This window comes from Vibrio sp. 10N.286.48.F5 (genome assembly GCF_041469785.1).
In the GTDB taxonomy this organism is placed as follows: Bacteria; Pseudomonadota; Gammaproteobacteria; order Enterobacterales; family Vibrionaceae; genus Vibrio; species Vibrio crassostreae_C.
This window is the reverse complement of the sequence record NZ_JBFRLG010000001.1, coordinates 172012-197537: the sequence shown is the minus strand read 5'-3', so window position 1 is coordinate 197537 and position 25526 is coordinate 172012. Positions and strand designations below refer to the sequence as shown.

Sequence of the window (25526 nt, the reverse complement as noted above, 5' to 3'; positions counted from 1 at the left end):
TAATGTTAGTAACCTTAGTCAATATGTCGAGTCGTACAGACTGATTAGTCTAGAGTACGTTTAACCTCAACGATTTCGAATACTTCGATCTGGTCACCAACGCGAACGTCGTTGTAGTTCTTAACGCCGACACCACACTCGTAACCGTTCTTAACTTCTTGTACGTCATCTTTAAAGCGACGAAGTGACTCTAGTTCACCTTCGTAGATAACAACGTTTTCACGAAGTACGCGGATTGGGTTGCTACGCTTAATCGTACCTTCAGTCACGATACAACCAGCGATTGCACCAAGTTTAGGCGACTTAAATACGTCACGAACTTGTGCAAGACCAATGATCTCTTGACGGAATTCAGGAGCAAGCATACCGCCCATCGCCTGTTTAACTTCGTCAATTAGTTGGTAAATGATTGAGTAGTAACGTAGATCTAGGTTTTCGTTCTGAACCGTGTTACGCGCAGTTGCGTCAGCACGAACGTTGAAACCAAGGATGATAGCGTTAGAAGCTGCAGCAAGCGTTGCATCAGTTTCAGTAATACCACCAACACCAGAACCTACGATGTTCACTTTCACTTCGTCAGTTGACAGTTTCAGTAGAGAGTCAGCAATCGCTTCTACAGAACCTTGAACGTCAGCTTTAAGTACCACGTTAAGCTCAGCAACTTCGCCAGCCGTCATGTTCGCGAACATGTTCTCTAGTTTCGCTTTTTGTTGGCGAGCTAGTTTAACATCACGGAATTTACCTTGACGGTAGTTCGCAACTTCACGTGCTTTACGCTCATCACGTACAACAGTCGCTTCATCGCCTGACGAAGGAACACCAGAAAGACCTAGAATTTCTACAGGAATAGATGGACCTGCAGTTTCGATGTCTTTACCGTTTTCATCACGCATTGCACGAACACGGCCGTACTCTTGACCACAAAGAACAATATCGCCTTTGTTTAGAGTACCAGACTGTACTAGTACTGTTGCAACTGGACCGCGACCTTTATCAAGACGAGATTCAACAACAACACCAGACGCCATGCCTTCTTTAACCGCTGTAAGTTCAAGAACTTCAGACTGAAGAAGGATTGCTTCTAGAAGACCATCGATGTTTGTACCCTGTTTTGCAGAGATGTGAACGAAGATGTTCTCACCGCCCCATTCTTCAGGGATAACGTCGTATTGAGCTAGCTCATTCTTAACGTTGTCTGGGTTTGCACCCTCTTTATCGATCTTGTTCACAGCAACAATCAGAGGAACGCCTGCCGCTTTCGCGTGCTGGATTGCTTCGATTGTTTGTGGCATTACGCCATCGTCTGCTGCAACTACAAGTACAACGATATCTGTCGCTTGAGCACCACGAGCACGCATAGCTGTAAACGCCGCGTGTCCAGGAGTATCAAGGAAAGTGATCATACCGTTGTCAGTATCTACGTGGTAAGCACCAATGTGCTGCGTGATACCGCCAGCTTCGCCAGAAGCAACGTGTGCTTTACGAATGTAATCAAGTGTTGAAGTTTTACCGTGGTCAACGTGACCCATGATAGTAACAACAGGAGCACGACCTTCAGCGATAGCATCGCTATCACGGTCAGCTAGTACTGCTTCTTCAAGTTCGTTTTCTTTACGTAGGATTACCTTGTGACCCATTTCTTCAGCAACAAGTTGTGCTGTTTCTTGGTCGATCACTTGGTTGATAGTCGCCATAGCGCCCATCTTCATCATTACTTTGATAACTTCAGTTGCTTTAACTGACATTTTGCTAGCCAGTTCAGAAACAACGATAGTTTCGCCGATAGCAACGTCAGATTTAGCAACAGTTGCTGACTTATCGAAGCCTTGCTGCATTGAAGTTGGTTTAGCAAGCTTACCTTTACCGCCACGACCACGTTGGTTACGACCACCACGGTTGTTTGCAGGTTGGTTAGCAGGAGCTGCTTTCTTCTTGCGACGACGAGGTGCTTTCTCATCTTTCTTATCTGCCGCATCTTCAGCTTCACGAGCGTAAGTAGAAGTAGTCACATGGTAATCCGCAGATTTCTCTTGCTCTTTCTTCTTCTTCTCTTCTTCAGACCAACGTTCTTGGTTCTCTTCTGCTAACTTACGAGCTTCTTCAACAAGCTTAGCTGCTTCAGCTTCTGCTTTACGAGTTGCTTCTAGCTCTTGACGAGCTTTAAGTTCATCCGCTTCTTTTTTCGCTTGTGCGTTAGCGTCTGCATTTTTTGAATTCATGTCTTTTTTAGCCTTTTCAGCTTGTGCGCGTTGAGCCTTCTCTTCAGCTTCACGTTTTGCATCCGCTTCACGTGTTACTTTTTCTTCGGCTTCGCGCTGTGCTTTCTCTGCAGCATCACGTTTCGCTTGCTCTTCAGCATCGCGTTGTGCTTTCTCTTCCGCTTCACGATTAGCTACTTCCTCAGCTTCACGTTTCGCTTCATCTTCAATAGTGCTGCGCTTCACGTAAGTACGCTTTTTACGTACCTCTACTTGAACATCCTTACTCTTACCGCCTCCAGCGGCAACACTTAGCGTGCTGCGGGTCTTGCGTTGAAGAGTTAAACGAGTCGGTTCTGTTTCGCCTGAAGTATCGCCGTGCTCCTTTTTAAGGTGCGTTAGCAATGTTTGCTTCTCTGAATCAGTCACTTGATCCGACCCTGCTTTCTTCATGCCTGCATCAGCAAGTTGTTCAATTAAGCGGTCAACTGGCGTACCAATCTCTTCACTCAGTGCTTTAACTGTTAATTGTGTCATACCGCTTTCTCTCCTTGCTGAATTATTCTTCGTCGCCGAACCAACAGATGTTACGCGCAGCCATAATTAGCTCGCCTGCACGCTCTGCAGTTAGGTCTTCGATGCCTTCTAGTTCATCAACGCCTTGGTCAGCTAGGTCTTCCAGTGTCGCAACGCCTTTTGCTGCTAGCTTGTAAGCCATTTCACGCTCAAGACCTTCAAGTGCAAGTAAGTCTTCAGCAGGCTCAACACCGTCGAAAGTTTCTTCTTTCGCTAGCGCTAGAGTAGTCAGTGCGTCTTTTGCGCGGTTACGTAGTTCTTCAACGATACCTTCGTCTAGACCGTCTACTTCAAGAAGCTCGTTCACAGGAACGTATGCTACTTCTTCAAGCGTAGAGAAGCCTTCTTCAACAAGCATTTGAGCAAAGTCTTCTTCAATGTCTAGGTGCTTCATGAAGTTTTCAATAGAGGCAACTGCTTCTTCTTGGTGCTTCTTCTCAAGATCAGCAACAGTCATTACGTTCAGTTCCCAACCAGTAAGTTGAGACGCTAGACGTACGTTTTGACCGCTACGGCCAATCGCTTGTGCTAGGTTATCCGCTTCAACAGCGATATCCATAGAGTGTGCGTCTTCATCAACGATGATTGAAGCAACATCAGCAGGAGCCATTGCGTTGATTACGAATTGAGCCGGGTTATCATCCCAAAGAACGATATCGATACGTTCACCACCAAGATCGTTAGAAACAGCTTGTACACGTGCGCCACGCATACCAACACACGCACCAACTGGGTCAATACGTTTGTCGTTTGTTTTCACAGCGATTTTAGCACGAGAACCAGCGTCACGTGCAGCACCTTTAAGTTCAATTAGCTCTTCACCAATCTCAGGCACTTCAACACGGAATAGTTCAGCTAGCATTTCTGGCTTCGAACGAGTAACGAAAAGCTGGAAACCACGAGCTTCTGGTTTAACTGCGTAAAGAAGACCACGAACACGGTCACCTGGACGGAAGTTTTCACGAGGAAGTTGGTCATCACGAAGGATTACCGCTTCAGCGTTGTTACCTAGGTCTAGAATAATAGTGTCACGGTTAACTTTCTTAACTGCGCCAGTTACTAGCTCGCCTTCGTTATCGATGAACTGCTCAACGATTTGAGCGCGTTCAGCTTCACGTACTTTCTGTACGATAACTTGCTTAGCCGTTTGAGTCGTAATACGGTCAAACGTTACTGATTCGATATCATCTTCAATGAAACCGCCAAGTTCGATCTCTGGGTCATCGTACTTTGCAGCTTCAATAGAGATTTCTTTTGTTGGGAATTCAACTTCCTCAACAGCTTCCCAACGACGGAAAGTTTCGAAATCACCCGTTTTACGGTCAATTTCAACACGAACTTCAATTTCTAGTTCGCTTTTCTTTTTTGTTGCCGTTGCAAGCGCGATTTCAAGCGCTTCAAAAATACGCTCACGAGGAACTGCTTTCTCATTTGAAACAGCTTCTACTACCGCCAAAATTTCTTTGTTCATTAATCTAGCCTCTTAAGCTCTTCTCTCTAGGAGAACTAAAATTTAGGGATCAGGTTAGCTTTCGCAATATTGCTCAGGACGAATTCTTCTTCTTGTCCTTCAACCAATACTTTCACTGTCTCGCCTTCGATAGATTGGATATCACCTTTCCATTTACGACGGTTGCCGACAGCCATTTTCAAAACGATGCTTACCTCGTGACCAATAAATTGTTGGTAATGCTCTGCTTTGAACAGTGGTCTCTCTAAACCTGGTGAAGACACTTCAAGGTTATAAGCCACTGAAATTGGATCTTCAACGTCCATTACGGCACTTACTTGGTGGCTAACTTCAGCGCAATCATCTACATTGATACCGTTTGGTGAATCGATGTAAATACGTAGCGTTGAGTGCTCACCAGCACGAATAAATTCTAATCCAACTAACTCATAACCTGATGCTGCTACTGGAGCGTCAAGCATTTCAGTAAGTTGTCTTTCTAAACCAGTCATTTAACCACTCCAGAAACAAAAAAAGGGCTCAAAGCCCAATTTAAATTCCAAGCAAACATTATCTAAATACATTTACAAATGCTTAGATAACAAAAAACCCCGTATAAGCCGGGGTTTTTGTTGCTGGACCCTTATATGTTAAGTGCCATCACATTCGATATCGCACCTAACTCACAGTGAGGTTCACACTGTGCAAACTTGCTACCAATACAAGCTATATAATAGCATTGAAATTGGTTGCGGGAGCCGGATTTGAACCGACGACCTTCGGGTTATGAGCCCGACGAGCTACCAAACTGCTCCATCCCGCGTCCGACTTGCGAGCATTATACGCCCAACAAGATGTTTTACAAGTTTGTAAACATGGTGCCGAGAGAGGGACTCGAACCCTCACACCCTAAGGCACTAGCACCTCATGCTAGCGTGTCTACCAATTTCACCATCTCGGCATCAAATCTTTACAGATTATTGTGGAATTTCGTCGCCTTGCGCCGGAACTTCACTCACTGCATCATCAGCTTGTTGAATCACCTGACCTTGGGTCGGGTCAATCCATTGTGACTCAGTTTTATGTGTAGACATATTACCAAGCACTAAGCTAAGGATAAAAAATGTAGTTGCAAAAATTGCAGTCATTCGGGTAAGGAAATTTCCTGAGCCACCAGCACCAAACACAGTGTTTGAAGCGCCAGCACCGAAAGAGGCTCCCATATCTGCGCCTTTACCTTGTTGAATCAACACTAGGCCAATTACACCAAGCGCTGCCAACAGGTAAATCACAAGTAGAACTGTAAACATTTTTCCACCTATGTTCCTAATTGTTGAGCCAGCGCCGTTCAAAAAACTATTTTTAAGAACAAGGCTAGCGACCTCCTAACTGAAGGCCGAGCAATACTAGCGAATGCGACGATGGCTGACAAGGAGAATTTGCTAAAAAATAAGCCTTTACCAAGTGAGTGGTTAAAAAAAGGTCAAAAGCGACACAAAACTCATTTATGTCTCTTTTGACCGTTATATCTTTTGACCGTGATATAAGTCAACCACTTCTAATCACAAGCGCTATTCGCTGCTCCAGCTAAGTAAAAGGTTAAATTAGCAGTTTGCTTTTACTGCATCTGCAATCTTAAGCGCTGATGCTTGAACAAGCTCTGCATCTTCGCCTTCAACCATGACACGCAGTAGTGGCTCGGTACCAGACTTGCGTAATAGTACACGGCCTTTCTCGCCAAGCTCTGCTTCTACTTCAACAACCGCTGCTTTTACCGCTTCGGCTTCTAGTGGGTTTGAATCTCCGCTGAAACGAACGTTTTCTAGAACTTGAGGGTACAACGTCATGCCCTGAGACAACTCATTCAGTGTCATTTCGCTATCAACAACTGAAGCCAAAACTTGCAGAGCAGCAACGATAGCATCACCCGTCGTCACTTTATCTAGTAGGATAACGTGCCCCGAGTTTTCAGCGCCGATCTTCCAGCCTTTAGCAAGAAGCTGTTCCATTACGTAACGGTCACCAACAGCAGCACGTACAAACGGAATACCTAACTGCTTAAGGCCGTTTTCCATACCCAGGTTGGTCATTAGTGTACCAACAACGCCGCCTTTCAACTCACCGCGACGCAGTGCATCACGAGCAATAATGTAAGCGATTTGGTCGCCATCAACTTTGTTGCCTAGCTCGTCAACCATGATGATACGGTCACCATCACCATCAAAGCCAAGACCTAATGCCGCTTTTTCTTCAAGCACTTTTGCTTGCAGAGCACGTACATCCGTCGCACCGACTTCGTGGTTGATGTTAGTACCGTTTGGCTCAACACCAATCGCAACGACCTCAGCACCCAGTTCTTTAAATACAGCAGGCGCAATGTGGTAAGTCGCACCATGTGCACAATCGATAACGATCTTCATGCCAGCTAATGTCATTTTATGTGGGAACGTACTTTTACAGAACTCGATGTAACGGCCAGCCGCATCGTTCAAACGTACTGCTTTACCTAGCTCTGAAGAATCAACACATTCGATGTCTTTATCCAACTCTGCTTCAATTGCCAACTCGATATCGTCCGGCAGTTTTGTTCCCTCAGAAGAGAAGAACTTGATACCGTTATCGTAGTATGGGTTGTGTGATGCAGAGATAACAATACCGGCTTCAGCGCGGAAGGTTTGAGTTAGGTAAGCCACAGCAGGTGTTGGCATTGGGCCAGTAAACGTAGCCTGAAGACCAGCAGCAGCAAGGCCAGCTTCTAGCGCTGACTCAAGCATGTAACCAGAGATACGAGTATCTTTACCAATGATGACTTTCTTTGTGCCTTGCTTCGCAAGAACACGACCCGCAGCCCAGCCAAGCTTCAGAACAAAATCAGGTGTAATCGGGTACTGGCCTACTTTGCCACGCACACCATCTGTGCCGAAATAACGTCTTTTATCAGACATAGTGATTTTCCTTAATTATATTTAGTGATTGTTGTTCATCACTTCGATTATTTTCATCGCTTCCAGTGTCTCCTCGACATCATGAACGCGAATAATTTGTGCGCCTTTCATCGCGGCAATCGTCGCGCAAGTGACGCTTGCGACCATGCAGTCGGCCGGAACCTTGTCTAGCAATTTAAAGATCATCGATTTTCTCGACATCCCCGCTAAAACAGGTAAGCCTAACGAATGAAACTTTTCAAGGTGCGCTAATAGGTGGTAATTATGCTCAATGGTTTTACCAAAACCAAAACCAGGATCCAGAATCAGCTGATCTTTTGATATACCAACAGCCTCACAAGCCTCCACCCTTTCTTTTAAGAACGCTTCAACATCCATTAGGACATCATCGTAATTAGGGTTAGCTTGCATGGTTCTTGGCTGACCTTTCATGTGCATCAGGCAAACGGGCACATTAGCATCGGCGGCCGCTTCTAAAGCTCCGGGCTCTTGCAGTGCGCGCACATCATTGATCAAATCAGCCCCCGCTTCAACGGCTTGGCGCATCACTTCAGCTTTACTGGTATCAATGGAGATCCACACATCAAACTTAGCGCGAATTGCTTTAATGGCAGGAATAACGCGAGCGAGCTCTTCTTCTAAAGGAACGTCAGGCGCTCCCGGGCGAGTTGATTCACCACCAATGTCAATAATGCTAACACCAGCTTGAATCATTCGCTCTGCTTGCAGTAAAGCATTATCTAATGAATTGAATTTTCCGCCATCAGAGAAAGAGTCAGGCGTAACATTGAGGATACCCATCACATGTGGGCGGTCTAAAACGAGCGTTTTATTATGTGCTTTTAATATCATGGAAGGTGGGTCTTAAAGGTAAAAACATCTAGGGCTAGAAACAGAAAAACCCTGAGCGTACTCAGGGTTTTAATTTAAAGCTTAGCAATTAAGAATCTTTGTTTTGAGCATCATCTGTTTCAGATTTAACTTCTTCAACTTTCGACTCTTCAGCTTTTGGTTCCGCTTTAGCTTCTTCTGCCTTAGCTTCAGGTTTTGCTTCTTCCTTTGTAGGTTCAGCTTTTACCTGATCACCCCAACCAGCTGGATCACGAATCTCTTGCTTACGCTCCATCAAGTCATCAATTTGACCTGCATCGATCGTTTCGAACTTCATTAGAGCGTCTTTCATCGAATGCATGATATCCATGTTATCTTCAAGAATCTTCTTAGCTCTATCGTAGTTACGGTCGATAAGGATACGAATCTCTTCATCGATAAGCTTAGTCGTGTCATCAGAAACGTGCTTAGCTTGGCTCATGCCGCGACCTAGGAAAACTTCACCTTCTTCTTCTGCGTAAAGAAGAGGACCCAATTTCTCAGAGAAGCCCCACTGCGTAACCATCTTACGAGCAATATCAGTTGCACGTTCGATATCGTTAGACGCACCAGTTGACACTTTGTCTTTACCGTAAATAAGTTCTTCAGCAAGACGACCACCGTACAGGCTAGAAATCATAGACTCTAGATGTTGGCGAGACATGCTCACACGATCTTGCTCTGGCAAGTACATGGTTACACCAAGCGCACGACCACGTGGAATGATTGACACCTTGTACACTGGATCGTGTTCAGGTACCAAACGACCAACAATTGCGTGACCCGCTTCGTGGTAAGCCGTTGACTCTTTCACTTCTTCAGACATAACCATTGAACGGCGCTCTGCACCCATCATAATTTTGTCTTTCGCAAGTTCAAACTCAACCATAGATACATTGCGCTTGTTACCACGAGCAGCAAATAGCGCCGCTTCGTTCACAAGGTTCGCAAGATCTGCACCAGAGAAGCCTGGAGTACCACGAGCGATCAGCGACGGTTCAACATCACCTGATAGTGGCACTTTACGCATGTGTACTTTAAGAATCTGTTCACGACCACGTACATCCGGTAGACCAACCACAACTTGACGGTCAAAACGACCAGGACGAAGTAATGCAGGGTCTAGTACGTCTGGACGGTTAGTCGCAGCGATAACGATAATACCTTCGTTACCTTCGAAACCATCCATCTCAACCAACATTTGGTTCAGTGTTTGTTCACGTTCATCGTGACCACCACCAACACCAGCGCCACGTTGACGACCTACAGCATCAATTTCATCGATAAAGATGATACAAGGTGCCGCTTTCTTCGCTTGTTCGAACATGTCACGCACACGAGATGCACCAACACCAACAAACATTTCAACGAAGTCAGAACCAGAGATAGTAAAGAACGGTACTTTCGCTTCACCGGCAATCGCTTTTGCAAGCAATGTTTTACCCGTACCAGGAGGACCAACCAACAGGATACCTGTCGGGATCTTACCACCTAGCTTTTGGAAGCGGCTTGGGTCACGAAGGTAGTCCACAAGCTCTTTCACGTCTTCTTTTGCTTCGTCACAACCAGCAACATCAGCAAACATGGTTTTGATTTGTTCTTCGCTCATCATTCGAGCTTTACTCTTACCGAAAGACATCGCGCCTTTACCGCCGCCGCCGCCTTGCATTTGACGCATGAAGAAAATCCATACACCAATCAGTAAGATCATTGGGAACCATGAGATGAAGATAGTGCCAAGCAGGCTCTGCTCTTCAGGTGGTGTACCCTGAACTTTTACGTTTTGATTAATTAAGTCATCAAGTAGCTTTTGATCATAAACAGGCATGTAAGTTACATACTTAGAACCACCACCACGACGTGTGAAAGTGATTTCGCTGTTATTGAACTGTGCGTCTTGAATCTGGCCTTGGCCAACTTCCTGTACAAACGTGGTGTAATCTACTGCTCTGCCGTTACTTTCCCCAGGGCCGAAGCTCTGGAATACCGACATCAACACTACCGCGATAACAAGCCACAGAATTAAATTTTTTGCCATGTCACTCAAGGTGTAAGCCTCTCGATAACTAATTGTAATTAAAGGTAGGGTACTACAGTTTGTAACCTGTAGCCATGTTGTTAACTCTCACTCTTGGAAGAGAATCGTTAACCTTTGTAACCAGTGGCTACGATAAACACTTCACGAGATCGAGCTCGAGAAGAGTCGGGTTTTCTAACTTTTACTGTTTTAAACATCTCGCGGACGTCCTTAACGTATTGGTCAAACCCTTCGCCTTGGAATACTTTTACAACAAAACTACCATTGGTAGCTAGAACTTGTCGACACATATCCAAAGCTAATTCAACTAAATACATAGCTCTTGGCTGATCCACAGAATTGTTGCCTGCTATATTAGGTGCCATATCTGACATCACGACATCAACCATGTTTGGTTGTATACGTTCCAACAAGGCATCTAGCACAGCTTCTTCGCGGAAATCGCCTTGTAAAAAGCTAACACCAGCAATCGGATCCATTGGTAACAAGTCACACGCAATGATTTGTCCGTTGTCTCCAACAATCTTAGCAGCATATTGAGACCAACCGCCAGGTGCTGCACCCAAATCCACAATGGTCATCCCAGGAGACAGCAATTTATCTTTCGTTTGAATCTCTTCCATTTTGAAATAAGCACGTGAACGATAGCCTTTCTTTCTTGCTTCATTTGCGTACTTGTCGTCGAAGTGTTCCTTCAACCAACGGCCTGAACTGGCCGAGTGTTTCTGTTTGCTCATTGGATACCTAAATTGGAGGAAAGTACTAATTGCTGAATAAATTATAGTCTTCAGCTTTAGATGGCGTTAAAATAGGTTTTTTCAACCCTAATAGTAAAGAAAATTGGCCGCGTAATGAACCTAAGTACCAAACAAAAGCAGCATCTAAAGGGCCTAGCTCACAGTTTAAAACCTGTTGTGCTAATGGGCGCAAATGGACTTACTGAAGCTGTTCTAGCGGAAATCGAATTAGCTCTAGACCACCACGAACTGATCAAGATTAAAGTTGCATCAGAAGACCGTGAGACTAAGCAACTGATTATCGATGCAATTGTACGTGAAACTAAAGCTGAGAAAGTACAGACTATCGGTAAAGTTCTAGTACTGTTCCGCCAGTCAGAAGCACGTAAAATCGAGATTCCACGTAAATAAGCGAGTTTGATATAAGCTAACTTCACTAATAGGAAGCCACAGCGCTTATCTTTTAGTGTAGCGTGAGAAACGAAAAAGGTCGCATTTAGCGACCTTTTTACTTATCAGAAACAAAGAAAATTCAATTAGATATATTCTACTTTGTCGATTTCGAAGTCTTTGTCACCACCAGGGGTAGAGATCATGACTTCGTCGCCTTCCATTTTACCGATAAGACCGCGAGCAATTGGCGATTTCACAGAAATGCGACCCGTTTTGATGTCTGCTTCGTCTTCTGAAACGATTTGGTAGCGGAACTCATCATCGGTATCCACATCAATCAGTGTCACTGTCGTACCAAAGATAATCTTGCCCGTATTATCCATTTGCGTTACATCGATGATCTGAGCCAGTGATAGCTTATATTCAATATCACGGATCTGAGCTTCACAAATACCCTGCTCTTCACGAGCGGCGTGGTATTCAGCATTCTCTTTTAAGTCACCTAGTTCACGTGCTTCACCAATAGCTGCTGAGATAACAGGGCGTAGCTTAAGTAGGCGATCTAATTCGTCACGTAGCTGCTGAGCGCCACGTACTGTCATTGGAACCTTTTCCATTTTTTACCTCTATGCCAAAGCTTTCTTTGGCCAACATAAATACACCCAACGTATTTATTGGGTGATAGAAACAAAACGATTTGGCTTAGTGTAAACAAACTTTATGGCTAAATCACCTTTATTCCACTTTGCGTTATAAAAGCTTTATCTAGGTCTAAATTACAGACATCACAAAAATGAATAATAACCTCCCCATCAATAAGTTGAGAATTAAATACCTAAAAAAACAAAAAACAAACAAAATAAACACAGATCACACTTTTATAAAAATCACTTTAAAACAAACACTTAATCAACAAGAGATATAATAAAACAGTGTTCATTTTTTAGTTTTATATCATTTTACTAACTGACTATGGAACTTTAGAGGTAAAAAGTAACCCATGGATTGCACTGGCATTTTTCAGACTTCTGTTCTAATCATGGTTATGAAGCCTGATTAATACAGGCAATACACAAAAGGGTTCAAATCCTTGATAAAACTTCTATGGACAGTAATTAGGAAATAATAACATGAACAAGACTATGATCGCGCTTGCTGTATCTGCTGCAGCTCTTGCTACTAACGCAGTAGCAGCGGACGGTAAACAAGCTGGTGGTATCGACGGCACTTCTGTATACAGCTCTAACGGCACTTCTCTAGAGATCGGTGGTCGTGCTGAAGCTCGTCTATCTCTAAAAGATGGCAAAGCTGAAGACAAAACACGTGTACGTCTTAACTTCTTAGGTAAAGTTGAAATCCAAGACGGCCTATACGGTGTTGGTTTCTACGAAGGCGAATTCACAACTGCTGAAAACGGCGGCTCTACTGATAACAACGACGGCGACATCACTAACCGTTACACATACGCTGGTATCGGCGGTACATTCGGTGAAGTAACTTACGGTAAAAACGACGGTGCGCTAGGCGTTATCACTGACTTTACCGATATCATGTCTTACCACGGTAACTCAGCGGCATACAAAATTGCAGCAGCTGACCGTTCAGACAACATGGTTTCATACAAAGGTCAATTCCAAGACCTAGGCGTTAAAGCAAGCTACCGTTTTGCTGACCGTTCAGAAAACGCTGCTGGTGAGTTCGTTGACAACGACGCAGACGGCTACTCTCTATCTGGTATCTACGCAATCGGCGATTCTGGCTTTAAGCTAGGTGCAGGTTACGCTGATCAAGACGAGCAAAACGAGTACATGCTAGCGGCATCTTTCCGCACTGAAGCTCTATACTTTGCTGGTACATTCACTGACGGTGAATTAGCAGACAAAAACGGCGATTACACTGGTTACGAATTCGCAACTGCGTACACGCTAGATAAAACTGCATTCACTCTAACGTACAACAACGCAGAAACTGACGGTGAAACTTCAGCTGACAACGTTGCTATCGATGCGACTTACTACTTCAAGCCTAACTTCCGTACGTACATCTCGTACAACTTCAACCTTATCTCTGAAGGTGACAAGTTAGGTTCAGTTGGCCTTCTTAACGGCCCTGCATCAAAAGCAGATGCTGAAGATGAGCTAGCTCTAGGTCTACGTTACGACTTCTAATTCTGATTATCTAATTGATTAATTAGTTAATTGAGAATCAAAACGCTCGCTATCTAGCGGGCGTTTTTTATATCTGTATACTAAAAACATCAGCCATCCAAGAAATCTTCTATGCGCCTTCTACCCACACTACTTGTATGTAGTTTTTCCATTAGCGCTTTCTCAGTTAACGCTTTCGCTTACCCCCCTCTAGATAAATTGCCTGATGGCAGCAGCACAAGTGTAATTTTGGAATCCCTGAGAGGCGATTCAAACAAAATGAATTCCAACAGTGATGGCTTCTACCCGCCCGCCAGTACTTTAAAGCTGGTGACAGCTTTAGCGGCTAAGTTGGAGCTAGGGGGTGACTTTCACTACACGACCAGCATTGCCCGTTCTGGGAATGACTCAATCATTTCATTTAGTGGCGACCCGACCCTACAACGAGAACAGCTTAAAAGCCTTTTGGCTCAATACGCAAAATCTCAATCCAGAACCATCAAGGGCAACTTATACCTAGATAACTCGACTTTTACGGGCTATCAGCGAGCTGTGGGGTGGCCTTGGGACATTCTAGGGGTTTGTTACAGCGCGCCTTCTAGTGCAATGACCTTAGACAGCAACTGCGCACAAGCCTCTATTTATACAAAAGGTAATGGCAGCACTCGCGTTTATATTCCCGCTCACTATCCGATAGACGTGACGACCACCGCTGCCACGGTAACTCGCTCTGGGCAGAAGGCGACACAATGCGACTTGGAACTCATCACCACACCAGATAACGCTTACAAGCTCTCTGGTTGCTTGGTTGAGCGCAAAAAGCCACTGCCACTTAAGTTCGCCATTCAAAATCCAGAACTTTACACCTATCAAGTCGTGACATCGCTTCTCAAAGAACTGAAAATAGAAGTAAAAGGTGATGTGATTATTGGTAAAAAAGCGAAAGCAGACAAAACCACGTTAGTCGCTAGTCACAACTCAGAAAAGCTTCCTGAACTGCTCGATATCATGCTCAAGAAGTCGGATAACCTTATCGCAGATAATCTAACTAAAACGCTAGGAGCGACATTTTATGTTCAACCGGGTAGCTTCAATAACGGTACTGAAGCGATAAAGCAGATACTGCTGACCAAGGCTAATATTGACCTCAGTAAAGCGCAGCTCGTCGATGGTTCAGGGTTATCCAGAAACAACCGAATGAGGTCACAGACCATGGCTCAAGTGCTTCGTTATATCTGGGAAAACGATCAACAGCTCAACCTGATTGAGGCTATGCCTAGATCTGGCACTGATGGAACGCTCAAATACCGTCAAAGCATGAGAAAAGCACCGATTCAAGGCAACATTATCGCCAAAAGTGGTTCTCTATACGGCAGTTACAACATGGCGGGATACGGATTGGATAAAGCGGGAAAACCAAACTCTCTGTTTGTGCAATTTGTCCGTGATTACTTCCCTGAAGAACAAGATCCAGACAAACCAGTGGAAGCACCAATCACCCAGTTTGAACGTGCTTTCTACAAAGATGTGGTCGAGTTCAGTCAACCACAAAGCAAATCTAAGTAATGCTTAGCTTTGTGTAAGCTTCTAGTTTAATAATAAAAATGGCGCTGAAGACCTTCAATCTGCAGCGCCATTTTTATTTCTCAGATGTATTTAGCTATTTTTATAGGTGCCTATTTTTATAGGAGCTAAGCGATACCGAGGAATGAGTTAACCACAGTGAAGTAGATCCACATTCCTGAGATATCAACTATGGAAGCAAGCACTGGGCTCACTAACACCGCTGGATCAAGCTTAAATAGCCTAGCAACTATCGGCAATCCGCCACCCAGCACGGTTGATATGGTCACCTGAATAAACAGCGCTACCGCAATAGCTAACGCAATCATGTTGATATCATAACCACCTGTCGCTTGGTTTTCACTAAAGAGCAAAATACGTCCAATCATCACTACAGCAATCGCTAAAGCTAAACAAATAGCAACTCTAAACTCTTTCCATAGAACGTTAGCCCATTGGCGTTTTTTCAACTCACCTGTGGCTAAGGCTCGGATCACCAAAGTCGCTGCTTGTGTTCCGGTGTTACCACCAGCAGCAGCAATTACCGGCATGTAGATTGCCAAAAGTACCAACTGACTGAGAATGTCTTCATACTGAGCAATGATAAGCCCTGAGACGATTCCCAATAGTGCTAACGAAATAATCCAACCGATACGCTGCCTGACGTGGCTCATGACGCCAGTCGAAAGGTAACCCTGTTGAGGTTCTACCTCAGAGTAGATCAGCCCTAGTTGGTGAGCTAGATGTCGAGAGCGCTTCTCAAAGCCCTGCTCTTCTAGCTCACTAAGTAAAGTCTGAATCGTACTCAAAGAGCATTGCCCCAGCACTAGCACCGCATCTTCGAGCGGCATTCGATTCAAAAGATTAATTTGTTGTTCACGTCCGTACTGTTGAAATGCATTCGATACAGCTTGGATGTCTTGCTCTGAGTACAGAGCTTCAATAGATAAAAAAGTGTTGTTCATTACCGTCATGGCGAATCTCCCGATTGGCAAAGGTAACGACCATCAAAACAAATAGCCTATAGCTAATACACCAAGAGCGTACAGCTAAGCGCACCAAGAGCTGAAAGCTACTGATGTGTCTACTTGTTAGAATCTAGTGTGTGGAAAAGAATGCGGGGGGAAACAAAGATACCCTACCTGAACGGCAGGACAATAGATCAATACCGAGACAGGTTATTCTTCTCCATTCAAACTAGGAGGATGGTCGGTATTGTTCATAAAAATCTCCAGAATTACTGTCAATTTGACAGCGCGCATAGTGTAGCAATAGGCGTTTCAAAGTTTCGTCAATTTTAAGTCAATAAAAAAGGCATCCGTGGATGCCTTTGGTTCAATTATTGATGTGCATTATTACTTAATAGTAATACGAGCAAACTTACGCTTACCTACTTGGTAAACGGCAGTACCTGCTTCAGGCACGAATTTGCTGTCTTCAATCTTCTCGCCTTCAAGCTTAGCAGCGCCTTGCTTGATCATACGCATCGCATCAGAAGTCGAGTTTACAAGACCCGCTTCTTTTAGAACGTTCGCAATTGGCAGGCCTGCTTCGAATTCAAACTCCGGCATTTCATCAGGAACTTGGTTCTTAGCAAAACGGTTAACGAACTCTTGCTCAGCGGCTTCAGCATCTGCTTCACTGTGGAAACGAGCGATGATCTCTTTAGCAAGAAGCACTTTAACGTCACGCGGGTTCTTACCTGCATCAACGCCAGCTTTCAGTTCCGCAACTTCTTCAAGAGGACGGAAAGACAGCAGCTCGTAGTAGCTCCACATTAGATCGTCAGAGATAGACATGATCTTACCAAACATCTCGCTTGGTGCTTCGCTAATACCGATGTAGTTATGCGCAGACTTAGACATCTTCTTAACACCGTCTAGACCAACAAGTAGTGGCATCATTAGTACCGCTTGTGGTTTTTGACCTGCTGCTTTTTGCAGTTCACGACCCATTAGAAGGTTAAACTTCTGGTCAGTACCGCCAAGCTCAACGTCGCTCTCTAGTGCAACAGAGTCGTGACCTTGTAGAAGTGGGTACATGAATTCGTGGATTGCGATCGGTTGACCACCAGCGTAACGCTTTTTGAAGTCATCACGCTCAAGCATACGAGCAACAGTTTGGTTAGAAGCAAGACGAATCATGCCTTCAGCGCCAAGCTCAGATAGCCATTCAGAGTTGAAACGAATTTGCGTCTTCGCAGGATCTAGAATCTTGAATACTTGCTCTTTGTAAGTTTCAGCATTCTTCAATACGTCTTCGCGGCTTAGCGGTGGACGTGTTGAGTTTTTACCTGATGGGTCACCAACCATTGCAGTGAAATCACCGATAAGGAATGTCACTTCATGACCAAGCTCTTGGAAAGCACGAAGCTTGTTAAAGATAACCGTATGGCCTAGGTGGATATCTGGAGCTGTTGGATCGGCACCCAGCTTAATGCGTAAAGGACGACCTTCTTTTAGTTTTGCAATCAGTTCGTCTTCTGGAATCAGTTCTTCTACGCCACGTTTGATCTCGGCTAGTGCAGCTTCAATACTCGCCATTCTTGTTCACTCCCACAGATTTGGCAAAAATACATTAATTAGACATCTTACTTGAATAGCGATGTATTTTGAAACCAGTTACACTATTCCGTCGTCGATTTTCATAATATTTACAGAACGAACCGGAACATGTTGTCTATTTTTGCACGCCTTCCTATTTTGCACCGGGCTTTTATCGCATTTTTTAGTGCCATAATTTTCGTCGCGATTTTCTTACTCCCCGACGTCAACAGTTTGCGTGACGATTCGGGCGCTTTAGTTGTGGGAAAACATTACCCACTGACTATCAATGCCTCTGCACTTATTAGCTCAAGTGACGCTCCACCGACGGCAGTGCTCAATTGGGAGAAATACACCGTTCGCTCTGGCGAAAGCACCTCTGTTTTATTTGAACGTATTGGCCTCTCATACCGTCTGCTGATCACGCTACTCAATACCAATAATGATATTAAGAAGCAGCTGTCTAACCTCAGACCTGGTGATGTCTTGCAGTTCGGCTTTGATGAAAACAACGACCTTATTCAGTTAAAACGACAACTTAGTGCGTTTGAAAGCTTCAAGATCACTAAATCTGGCGATTCTTTCTCATCAAGTTTCGACAAAAAAGAAGTGGTATACCAATACAATTATGCCGAAGCCAACATCACCTCTAACTTCTGGAACGCTGGCGTCAGCGCAGGTTTAACCGCAAACCAAATTATGGAACTGGCCGGCATCTTCGGTTGGGATATCGACTTTGCGTTAGATATTCGTAAGAACGACAGCTTCAAAATCTTATACCAAGAGAAAGTGGTTGAAGGTGAAGTAGTTGGTCGCGGTAAGATCATGGCAGCCGTGTTCAAAAACCAAGGCGATTCGTTTACCGCGGTATTGGATGATAAAAGCGGCAACTACTTCGATGAAAATGGTCGTGCGATGAAGAAGGCGTTCTTGCGCTCACCAATTGATTTTCGTCGCGTAACATCGAACTTTAACCCTACCAGGAGACACCCAGTAACCGGTAAGATTCGAGCTCACCGCGGTACTGACTACGCAGCCCCTGTTGGCACGCCTATCTGGGCAGCCGGTGACGGTATTGTTCAGAAGTCAGGTTACAACCAATTCAATGGTAACTACGTGTTCATCCGCCACAGCAACACCTACATCACCAAGTACCTGCACATGAAGCGACGTATGGTGAAAACCGGTCAGCGCGTAAAACAAGGCCAAACCATTGGTACTTTGGGCGGTACAGGCCGTGTGACTGGCCCGCACTTACATTATGAATTCTTGGTTAATGGCGTACATAAAAATGCGCGTACCGTGAAATTGCCTCAATCCAAGTCGTTAACTGGTAAAGCAAAAGCAACCTTTATTGCCAACTCAGAGATTCGATTAAGAAACCTTGAGCGATACGGTCAGTTACTAGCGACTAACTAGGCGTTTGTAGCTTCACTGCAAAATAGAAAAATGCAAAGAGCGCCCATCAAGGCGCTCTTTTTTATGCTCACATACCACAACTAGCTACTGTTTTTCAGGTTTGTTGTTCCGTCCAAGCATTAACAAACAAGGGGTTAATACTAAAGTCAGCACCGTGGCAAACGCCAAACCACCAGCAATAGCGGTCGCAAGCTGTGACCACCATTGTGTACTTGGCGCGCCAAACTCTATCTTTTGATTAATCAGGTCGATGTTCATCTCTAACACCATCGGCATTAAACCTAAGATAGTCGTAACCGTCGTGAGCATTACTGGCCTTAAACGCTGAACACCGGTTCTTAGAATCGCATCTCGCTTGTCCAAGCCTCTTTTGATGAGCTGATTATAAGTATCAATCAACACGATGTTGTTGTTCACGACTATGCCGGCGAGCGCTATTACCCCAATTCCCGACATCACAATGCCAAACGGACGTTGGAAGATCAGTAAGCCAACGAACACGCCAACGGTCGAAAACAATACAGCACTCAGAATCAAAAACGCTTGATAGAAGCTATTGAACTGAGTAATCAGAATCAAAGCCATTACCGCCAAAGCAACCAAGAAAGCACTTTGTAAAAAGGCTGACGAGTTTTCTTGTTCTTCGTTTTGACCACGGATGCGAAATTCCACGCTACTCGGCAGCCCTAGCTCACTCAATGCTTGTTCGATCTTTGGTAGTTCGAGAGCAAGGTTATACCCTTCTTCCATATCCGCCATGATGTTCACCACACGCTTGCCATCAAGGCGTTTAATGGTGTCTTGCTTATGGTCGGGAACGATCTGAGCGAAATTAGTAATAGGTACTAAACCTGCTGGCGTTTTCACCCTAAGCTGGTCGAAGCGTCCAATATCCCTTTTATCATTCGGGTAACGCACCAATATATCGACCTCTTCTGAAGAATCATCTGGGAGGTAATCACCAATCTTGAGACCATTAGTCACGAATTGAACGGTATTACCCACCAAGGTCGCATCAGCAGCAAAGCGCGCAGCATCGTCGCGGCGAATATCCACCTTCCAATCGATGCCATCTTTACTCGCAGTATCGCTGATATTGGTCAGTGCTTTATTTCCATCAGCCCAACCTCTCACAATTTTTGCAGCCTGATTGAGCTGCTCTGGAGTTCTTGCCGACAGCTCAATCACTAAGTCATTTTCAACCGGAGGCCCAGCATCAGGGAACTTATATTCAATCTCAACACCAGCGTATTGATCGGTTTGTACCTTCAACTCATCAATAATCGCCTTAACGCTGCGTCGATATTGCCAGTCAACAGGCGTAATTGAGATCAAACCAATCTGGTCGTCACCACCAGTACGCGTGTAAACGGTATCGAACTCATCATGATTGAGCATCATCAGTTCAATATCACGCATGATGTCATCCTTTTCTTGGATAGACAGATCCCCATGCGAGCGAACTTTGACATTAAAGAATGGCGGATCAACTTCTGGGAAGAACTCTGCACCTAGACCCGCTTTTGAATAAGTAAAACCAACTGCAACCGCGAGCAGTGCCGCACTGAACAAAATCTTAAAGGGGTGTTTAATCGCAATCGAAAGCGTGTGGTAGTAAGCCTTGGTTAAACCAGTAGCCTGTGAGAAATCACCGTTGTGTAGTGCGACCATTCGAGCTTGGCTCTGAGACGACACGTATTGAGGTTTGCCAATCAAACCGCCTAATACTGGCACAAACAACAGCGCCATAATCAATGAGGCAGTTAATGTCGCGATCAGTGTTAATGGCAGGAACTTCATGAATTCGCCCGTCACATCCGGCCAAAACAGTAACGGAGCAAATGCGGCTAAGGTTGTGGCAGTCGATGCGGTTATTGGCCACGCCATCCGTTTCGCTGCATCTCGGTAAGCGGCTTTGCGCCCTTCACCCTCTTGCATTCGCCTGTCTGCAAATTCGGTCACCACAATCGCACCGTCTACTAGCATCCCCACCGCCATAATCAGAGAGAACAGCACTACGATGTTGACGGTTAAGCCAAACACCGAAAGAACCAATAACCCGGTTAGGAATGAGCCTGGAATGGAAATACCCACTAACAAAGCGGTACGCACACCAAGAATCGCGATGATAACGATCACCACCAGAATAATGGCGGATAAGATATTGTTTTGCAGATCATTAAGCATGATCTTCACATCTTTAGATTCATCCCAGGTGTATTTGACCAACAGGTTATTTGGCCATTCCGCTTGCTGCTGAGCACCAGCCATTACCGCTTTGACTAGCTCAACGGTTTCGATGATGTTCTCACCTGCACGCTTCTTGATATCCAACACCACCGCAGATTTGCCATCTAAACGAGCAAAACTTTCAGGATCTCGAAACGCTCGACGAACCGTAGCGACATCGCCAAAAGTGACCACCTGCTTGCCATCCACTTTAATAGGCAACTCAAGCACGTCTTTTAAGGAGTTAAATACCGAAGGGACTTTGACAGAAAAACGTCCGTAGCCAGTATCAACAAAACCTGCGGCCACCACTCGATTGTTCAGAGCGATCAGATTATAGATATCCGCTTGATCTAAGCTGTAGCTCTCCATCAATAACGGATCGACAATGATCTCGACGATGTCAGCGCGATCGCCCGCAATATCGACTTCAAGGATTTGGCGATAGCTTTCTAATTTGTCTCCAAGCTCTCGGGCAATTTGCACTATGGTGCGCTCAGGAACGGTACCGAATAGCACAACAGACAAAACAGGTTGCTCAGAAGCCAGCGTCACCTCATTTACGGTCGGTTCGTCACTGTCTTCTGGTAGTTTTGGTTTAGCCAGATCAACCGCGTCACGCACATCGGCCATTGCTTTGGTGAGATCGACGCCAACATTAAACTCCAACACAACAGAGGCATGCCCTTCTGCTGCGGTTGCTGTCATCTCTTTTACGCCTTCAATCGACCTCAGCTCTTGCTCAATAGGTCGAACCAATAAACGTTCTGCATCCGTTGGCGAGATCCCTTGGTGCCCGACCGAAACATAGATAATTGGGATGGTAATGTCTGGGCTCGATTCCTTAGGTATCGTGATATAGGTGACGACACCGGCTACAAGGATTAACGCTAAAAGGGAGAGCATTGTTCGAGCACGAGACAAGGCTGCATCAATAATTGAATACATCGGTTATCTCCTACTCTGCGGTTACGTTAGAGAGTTCAGCGACTTGCTTAACAGCAATCACCGAATCACCATCACGCACAAACCCTTGGCCTACTGTGATGATATCGACGCGTTGACCTAGCCCCGTGAGCCACACTCCATCTTGTTCGGCCTTTACTAGCTGAATGCCTACAAACTTCACCGTTGGTGAGTCATCGACTGAAACCAAGGTTTTGACCCCTAGGTTACCCGCCTCATCCAATGCTAGCATCGCCGGTGTTATCTTTATTGCATCTCTTGTTTCTAGGTTGAGTTTAACTTCGGCACTGACACCTGCTGGTAATAGGCCTTTAGAGTTATCGATTTCTATCTCGATTGGGAAGGTATTAGTAGCAACAGAAGAGATACGAGAAACATAGCGTAAACGGCCTTCCGCTTCTTCTCGCCCTAACAAACGAACCAAAGCAGATTGATTGACTAGCAAATGTTGGATATGACGCTCACTGACATCCGCCTCAATAACCAAAGGATCGAGGTCAATCACGCCAGCAACAGGATCGCCAACACTAACGAAATCACCGAGCTCCACCATCAAATCTTGAACCACACCCGAAAAAGGCGAAGTAATGACAGTATTCTTTAAAGCCAATTCCGCATTGCGCATCATGGCTTTTGCTTCTGTTAATGAAGCCTCAGCTGTGGTGTAGGCGATTTCACCTTGCAGTCCTCTTTTCTTCAGTGACTGCGCCGCTTTGAACTCTTTCTGCTTCAAGCGATATAACGCAGATGCTCGCTCTAGTTGAATCTCTAAATCACCCTTATCTATCTGGGCAATGGCTTGTCCTGCTTTAACCATCCCCCCCTTAACAACATTCAATCTGACAATCTTACCCGCGACTTCTGCACCTAGACGAGCATGCCTATCGGGCGCCGTTCTTCCATAGAGATCAATCGTTTTAAAGGTCGGTGATGAGGTGAAGGTTTGAAAGGAAACCTTAGCCAGCGGAATTTCTGTTGCCTTTTTTTCAGGTGACTCTTCTGCTTGCCCTACGCCTAAACCAAGCCAGATCGACAACAACACGACTAGAGTCAGAGAAACCAGCCACGGCTGCTTCAATTTCTGAAAAAGTGGTGAGTTAGAAAATAGAGTGGGCATAACAAATCCTTTTGTCCGATGTCATTCAGGCGCGCTAGTTGGCTTAATAGCGTGATGTGCAACTTCCTTATGCACAAAGGTAACCTTAACAGACCAATCCTCAACGAAGTTGGACGCTATCGACAGTTTAAAAAATATGCCGTGTACTAAAAATGAGAGGAATGCTTTGAAAAGTAATAAGTTACTAAGTAAAAACAAAAACGCCGAACATAAGTTCGGCGTTTGAAATGTATCTAATACAGCTTTGAGCTCAAGCTATTTTCAACTCATGCTATACGCTGAATGATGCGCCACAACCACATGTTGTTGTAGCGTTCGGGTTGTTCACAAAGAAGCGTGCGCCTTCTAGGCCTTCAGTGTAATCAACCATGCCGCCCATTAGGTATTGTAGGCTCATTGGATCAACAACCAGCGTTACACCGCTGTTTACAATTGTAGTGTCGCCATCATTTACTTTTTCATCAAATGTGAAGCCGTATTGGAAACCGCTACAACCACCACCTGTAATGTATACACGCAGTTTTAGTTCTGGGTTTTCTTCTTCAGCAATTAGCGTTTGTACGCGGGTAGCTGCTGCATCAGAAAAAGACAATGGGATATTTACTTCGCTCACGACAACCTCTCTTACCTGTGTCAAAAACAACATGATACAAATCTAATTCGAGACCATAGTTGTTGAGTATTTTCTTATATTCCGGTGATTATCTAATACCTGACTGAAACGTTCAAGTATTCACCACAGGATCGGTCCTTTTACTGCTGTAAACTCGCCAATATCTAACAATTAAAACGTGTAACCACACAAAACAACCAGATTCGGGTGATTATCTGGGCGAAAGCATTCCTAGTTGGATTAGGGATAGGTACAATGCGTGCCAATTGGTCCGACAGTCAAAAGAGGATATATCAATGACCAAATCAGCAGAGCTGTACGAAAAAGCACAGCAAACCATTCCTGGTGGCGTAAACTCTCCAGTTCGTGCATTCAATGGCGTAGGTGGTTCTCCAATCTTCGTTGAACGCGCTGATGGCCCACTTATTTTTGATGCTGATGGTAAAGCGTATATCGATTACGTTGGCTCTTGGGGTCCAATGATCCTTGGTCACAACCACGCGGTTATTCGTGACGCAGTTATTGCAGCAGCTCAACGCGGCCTTAGCTTCGGTGCTCCAACCGAAACTGAAATCAAAATGGCTGAACTGGTATCTGAGATGGTTCCATCAATGGAACAGCTACGTATGGTGAGCTCAGGTACAGAAGCAACAATGAGCGCGATTCGTCTAGCTCGTGGCTTCACTGGTCGTGACAAAATTCTTAAGTTTGAAGGCTGCTACCACGGCCACGCAGACAGCCTACTTGTAAAAGCTGGTTCTGGCGCACTGACTTTAGGTCAACCAAGCTCTCCAGGCGTACCGGCTGATTTTGCGAAACTAACGCTAACAGCAACCTTCAACAATCTAGATTCAGTACGTGAAATCTTCGCAGCAAACAAAGGTGAGATCGCTTGTATCATCGTTGAGCCAGTAGCGGGTAACATGAACTGTATCCCTCCTGTAGAAGGCTTCCACGAAGGTCTACGTGAAATCTGTGATCAAGAAGGTGCATTGCTAATCTTTGATGAAGTAATGACAGGTTTCCGCGTTGCTGAAGGTTGTGCTCAGGCTTACTACAACATCAAGCCAGACCTAACGTGTCTTGGTAAAGTGATTGGCGGCGGCATGCCTGTCGGTGCTTTCGGTGGTCGTAAAGACGTGATGCAATACATCGCACCAACTGGCCCTGTTTACCAAGCGGGTACGCTTTCAGGTAACCCTGTTGCAATGGCTGCTGGCTACGCATGTTTGAACCTTCTACGAGAAGAAGGCAACGAAAAGCGTCTAGCTTCAAAAACTAAGCAGTTGGCAAAAGGCTTCAAGCAACTTGCTGACAAGCACGGCATCCCGATGCTAGTTCATCAAGTTGGCGGTATGTTTGGTTTCTTCTTCACTGACCAAGAAACTGTGACGTGCTACGAAGATGTAACTAAGTGTGATGTAGAACGCTTCAAGCGCTTCTTCCACCTAATGTTAGATCACGGTGTTTACCTTGCACCTTCAGCATTCGAAGCAAGCTTTACTTCTCTTGCTCATGGTTCAAAAGAACTTGATGCAACACTAGAAGCTGCTGACCGCTCTCTTGCGATCATTGCTGCTGAAAGCAAATAATCGAAAGCACTTTATAAGTCGCTAACCGATTGAATTTAGGGCTGCATTAAATGCAGCCCTTTTTATATATCGCGCTCACCAGCCACAAATATGACAGCTTATTTAGCCGTCGACTAAGGCTAAAGCTGAA

At 45.0% G+C, this 25526-nt stretch carries 19 protein-coding genes and 2 tRNA genes; 5 read left to right on the top strand and 16 right to left on the bottom strand.

Annotation, left to right across the window (positions count from 1 at the left end):
• Positions 1-44: 44 nt before the first annotated feature.
• From infB to rlmE, 10 genes are all read right to left on the bottom strand, one after another.
• Positions 45-2735 (bottom strand): translation initiation factor IF-2, encoded by a 2691-nt coding sequence (infB, locus tag AB4185_RS00935; RefSeq protein ID WP_017059231.1) that lies wholly within the window; start codon positions 2733-2735, stop codon positions 45-47.
• 22 nt (positions 2736-2757) lie between these two features.
• Positions 2758-4245, bottom strand: a complete 1488-nt coding sequence (gene nusA, locus AB4185_RS00930) for a transcription termination factor NusA (protein WP_017059230.1) — start codon at positions 4243-4245, stop codon at positions 2758-2760.
• 35 nt (positions 4246-4280) lie between these two features.
• Positions 4281-4736: a ribosome maturation factor RimP gene (rimP, locus tag AB4185_RS00925; RefSeq protein ID WP_004738265.1), complete on the bottom strand. Its 456-nt coding sequence runs from the start codon at positions 4734-4736 to the stop codon at positions 4281-4283.
• Between the two features lie 234 nt (positions 4737-4970).
• Positions 4971-5047, bottom strand: a tRNA-Met gene (locus tag AB4185_RS00920).
• Positions 5048-5100: 53 nt separating this feature from the next.
• Positions 5101-5185: transfer RNA gene (locus AB4185_RS00915), tRNA-Leu, on the bottom strand.
• 16 nt (positions 5186-5201) lie between these two features.
• The gene (gene secG, locus AB4185_RS00910) at positions 5202-5534 is read right to left on the bottom strand and encodes a preprotein translocase subunit SecG (protein ID WP_017059392.1); all 333 of its coding nucleotides are present in this window, start codon (positions 5532-5534) and stop codon (positions 5202-5204) included.
• Positions 5535-5828: 294 nt separating this feature from the next.
• Positions 5829-7169 (bottom strand): phosphoglucosamine mutase, encoded by a 1341-nt coding sequence (glmM, locus tag AB4185_RS00905; RefSeq protein WP_017059393.1) that lies wholly within the window; start codon positions 7167-7169, stop codon positions 5829-5831.
• A 21-nt stretch (positions 7170-7190) separates the two neighbouring features.
• Positions 7191-8021 carry a dihydropteroate synthase gene (gene folP / locus AB4185_RS00900; RefSeq protein ID WP_102393175.1) on the bottom strand — a complete coding sequence of 277 codons (831 nt, stop codon included), beginning with the start codon at positions 8019-8021 and terminating at the stop codon, positions 7191-7193.
• Positions 8022-8109: 88 nt separating this feature from the next.
• Positions 8110-10077, bottom strand: coding sequence for an ATP-dependent zinc metalloprotease FtsH (gene ftsH / locus AB4185_RS00895; protein WP_017068905.1), 1968 nt, complete (start codon positions 10075-10077; stop codon positions 8110-8112).
• 107 nt (positions 10078-10184) lie between these two features.
• A complete protein-coding gene (gene rlmE, locus AB4185_RS00890; protein ID WP_017059396.1) occupies positions 10185-10814 on the bottom strand; it encodes a 23S rRNA (uridine(2552)-2'-O)-methyltransferase RlmE in 630 nt (209 codons plus the stop codon).
• Positions 10815-10928: 114 nt separating this feature from the next.
• Here rlmE and yhbY point away from each other — a divergent pair, with 114 nt between their 5' ends.
• Positions 10929-11225 (top strand): ribosome assembly RNA-binding protein YhbY, encoded by a 297-nt coding sequence (yhbY, locus tag AB4185_RS00885; RefSeq protein ID WP_004738252.1) that lies wholly within the window; start codon positions 10929-10931, stop codon positions 11223-11225.
• 125 nt (positions 11226-11350) lie between these two features.
• Here yhbY and greA read toward each other — a convergent pair whose 3' ends face one another.
• Complete coding sequence (gene greA, locus AB4185_RS00880) at positions 11351-11824, bottom strand: transcription elongation factor GreA (RefSeq protein ID WP_017059397.1); 474 nt, start codon at positions 11822-11824, stop codon at positions 11351-11353.
• A 513-nt stretch (positions 11825-12337) separates the two neighbouring features.
• Here greA and AB4185_RS00875 point away from each other — a divergent pair.
• On the top strand, positions 12338-13375 hold the full coding sequence (locus AB4185_RS00875) for a porin (RefSeq protein WP_017079992.1): 1038 nt from the start codon (positions 12338-12340) through the stop codon (positions 13373-13375).
• Positions 13376-13486: 111 nt separating this feature from the next.
• Entirely contained in the window at positions 13487-14920 is a 1434-nt protein-coding gene (dacB, locus tag AB4185_RS00870; protein ID WP_372134676.1) for a serine-type D-Ala-D-Ala carboxypeptidase, read from the top strand.
• 125 nt (positions 14921-15045) lie between these two features.
• On the opposite strand, the gene AB4185_RS00865 is transcribed toward dacB, so the two are convergent.
• Both AB4185_RS00865 and tyrS read right to left on the bottom strand, forming a co-directional pair.
• Positions 15046-15891, bottom strand: coding sequence for a magnesium transporter (locus tag AB4185_RS00865; RefSeq protein WP_102331940.1), 846 nt, complete (start codon positions 15889-15891; stop codon positions 15046-15048).
• 381 nt (positions 15892-16272) lie between these two features.
• Positions 16273-17460 (bottom strand): tyrosine--tRNA ligase, encoded by a 1188-nt coding sequence (tyrS, locus tag AB4185_RS00860; protein WP_017059402.1) that lies wholly within the window; start codon positions 17458-17460, stop codon positions 16273-16275.
• A gap of 129 nt (positions 17461-17589) precedes the next feature.
• On the opposite strand from tyrS, the gene AB4185_RS00855 reads away from it, so the two are divergent.
• Positions 17590-18879: a peptidoglycan DD-metalloendopeptidase family protein gene (locus AB4185_RS00855; RefSeq protein WP_065584911.1), complete on the top strand. Its 1290-nt coding sequence runs from the start codon at positions 17590-17592 to the stop codon at positions 18877-18879.
• Between the two features lie 84 nt (positions 18880-18963).
• Here AB4185_RS00855 and AB4185_RS00850 read toward each other — a convergent pair whose 3' ends face one another.
• The 3 genes from AB4185_RS00850 to erpA form a co-directional block, all read right to left on the bottom strand.
• Positions 18964-22056 (bottom strand): efflux RND transporter permease subunit, encoded by a 3093-nt coding sequence (locus AB4185_RS00850; RefSeq protein ID WP_372134674.1) that lies wholly within the window; start codon positions 22054-22056, stop codon positions 18964-18966.
• A gap of 10 nt (positions 22057-22066) precedes the next feature.
• Positions 22067-23191, bottom strand: coding sequence for an efflux RND transporter periplasmic adaptor subunit (locus AB4185_RS00845; protein WP_372134672.1), 1125 nt, complete (start codon positions 23189-23191; stop codon positions 22067-22069).
• 271 nt (positions 23192-23462) lie between these two features.
• Positions 23463-23804: an iron-sulfur cluster insertion protein ErpA gene (erpA, locus tag AB4185_RS00840; protein ID WP_004734539.1), complete on the bottom strand. Its 342-nt coding sequence runs from the start codon at positions 23802-23804 to the stop codon at positions 23463-23465.
• A 296-nt stretch (positions 23805-24100) separates the two neighbouring features.
• On the opposite strand from erpA, the gene hemL reads away from it, so the two are divergent.
• On the top strand, positions 24101-25396 hold the full coding sequence (hemL, locus tag AB4185_RS00835; RefSeq protein WP_010436060.1) for a glutamate-1-semialdehyde 2,1-aminomutase: 1296 nt from the start codon (positions 24101-24103) through the stop codon (positions 25394-25396).
• The last annotated feature ends 130 nt before the right edge of the window (positions 25397-25526 follow it).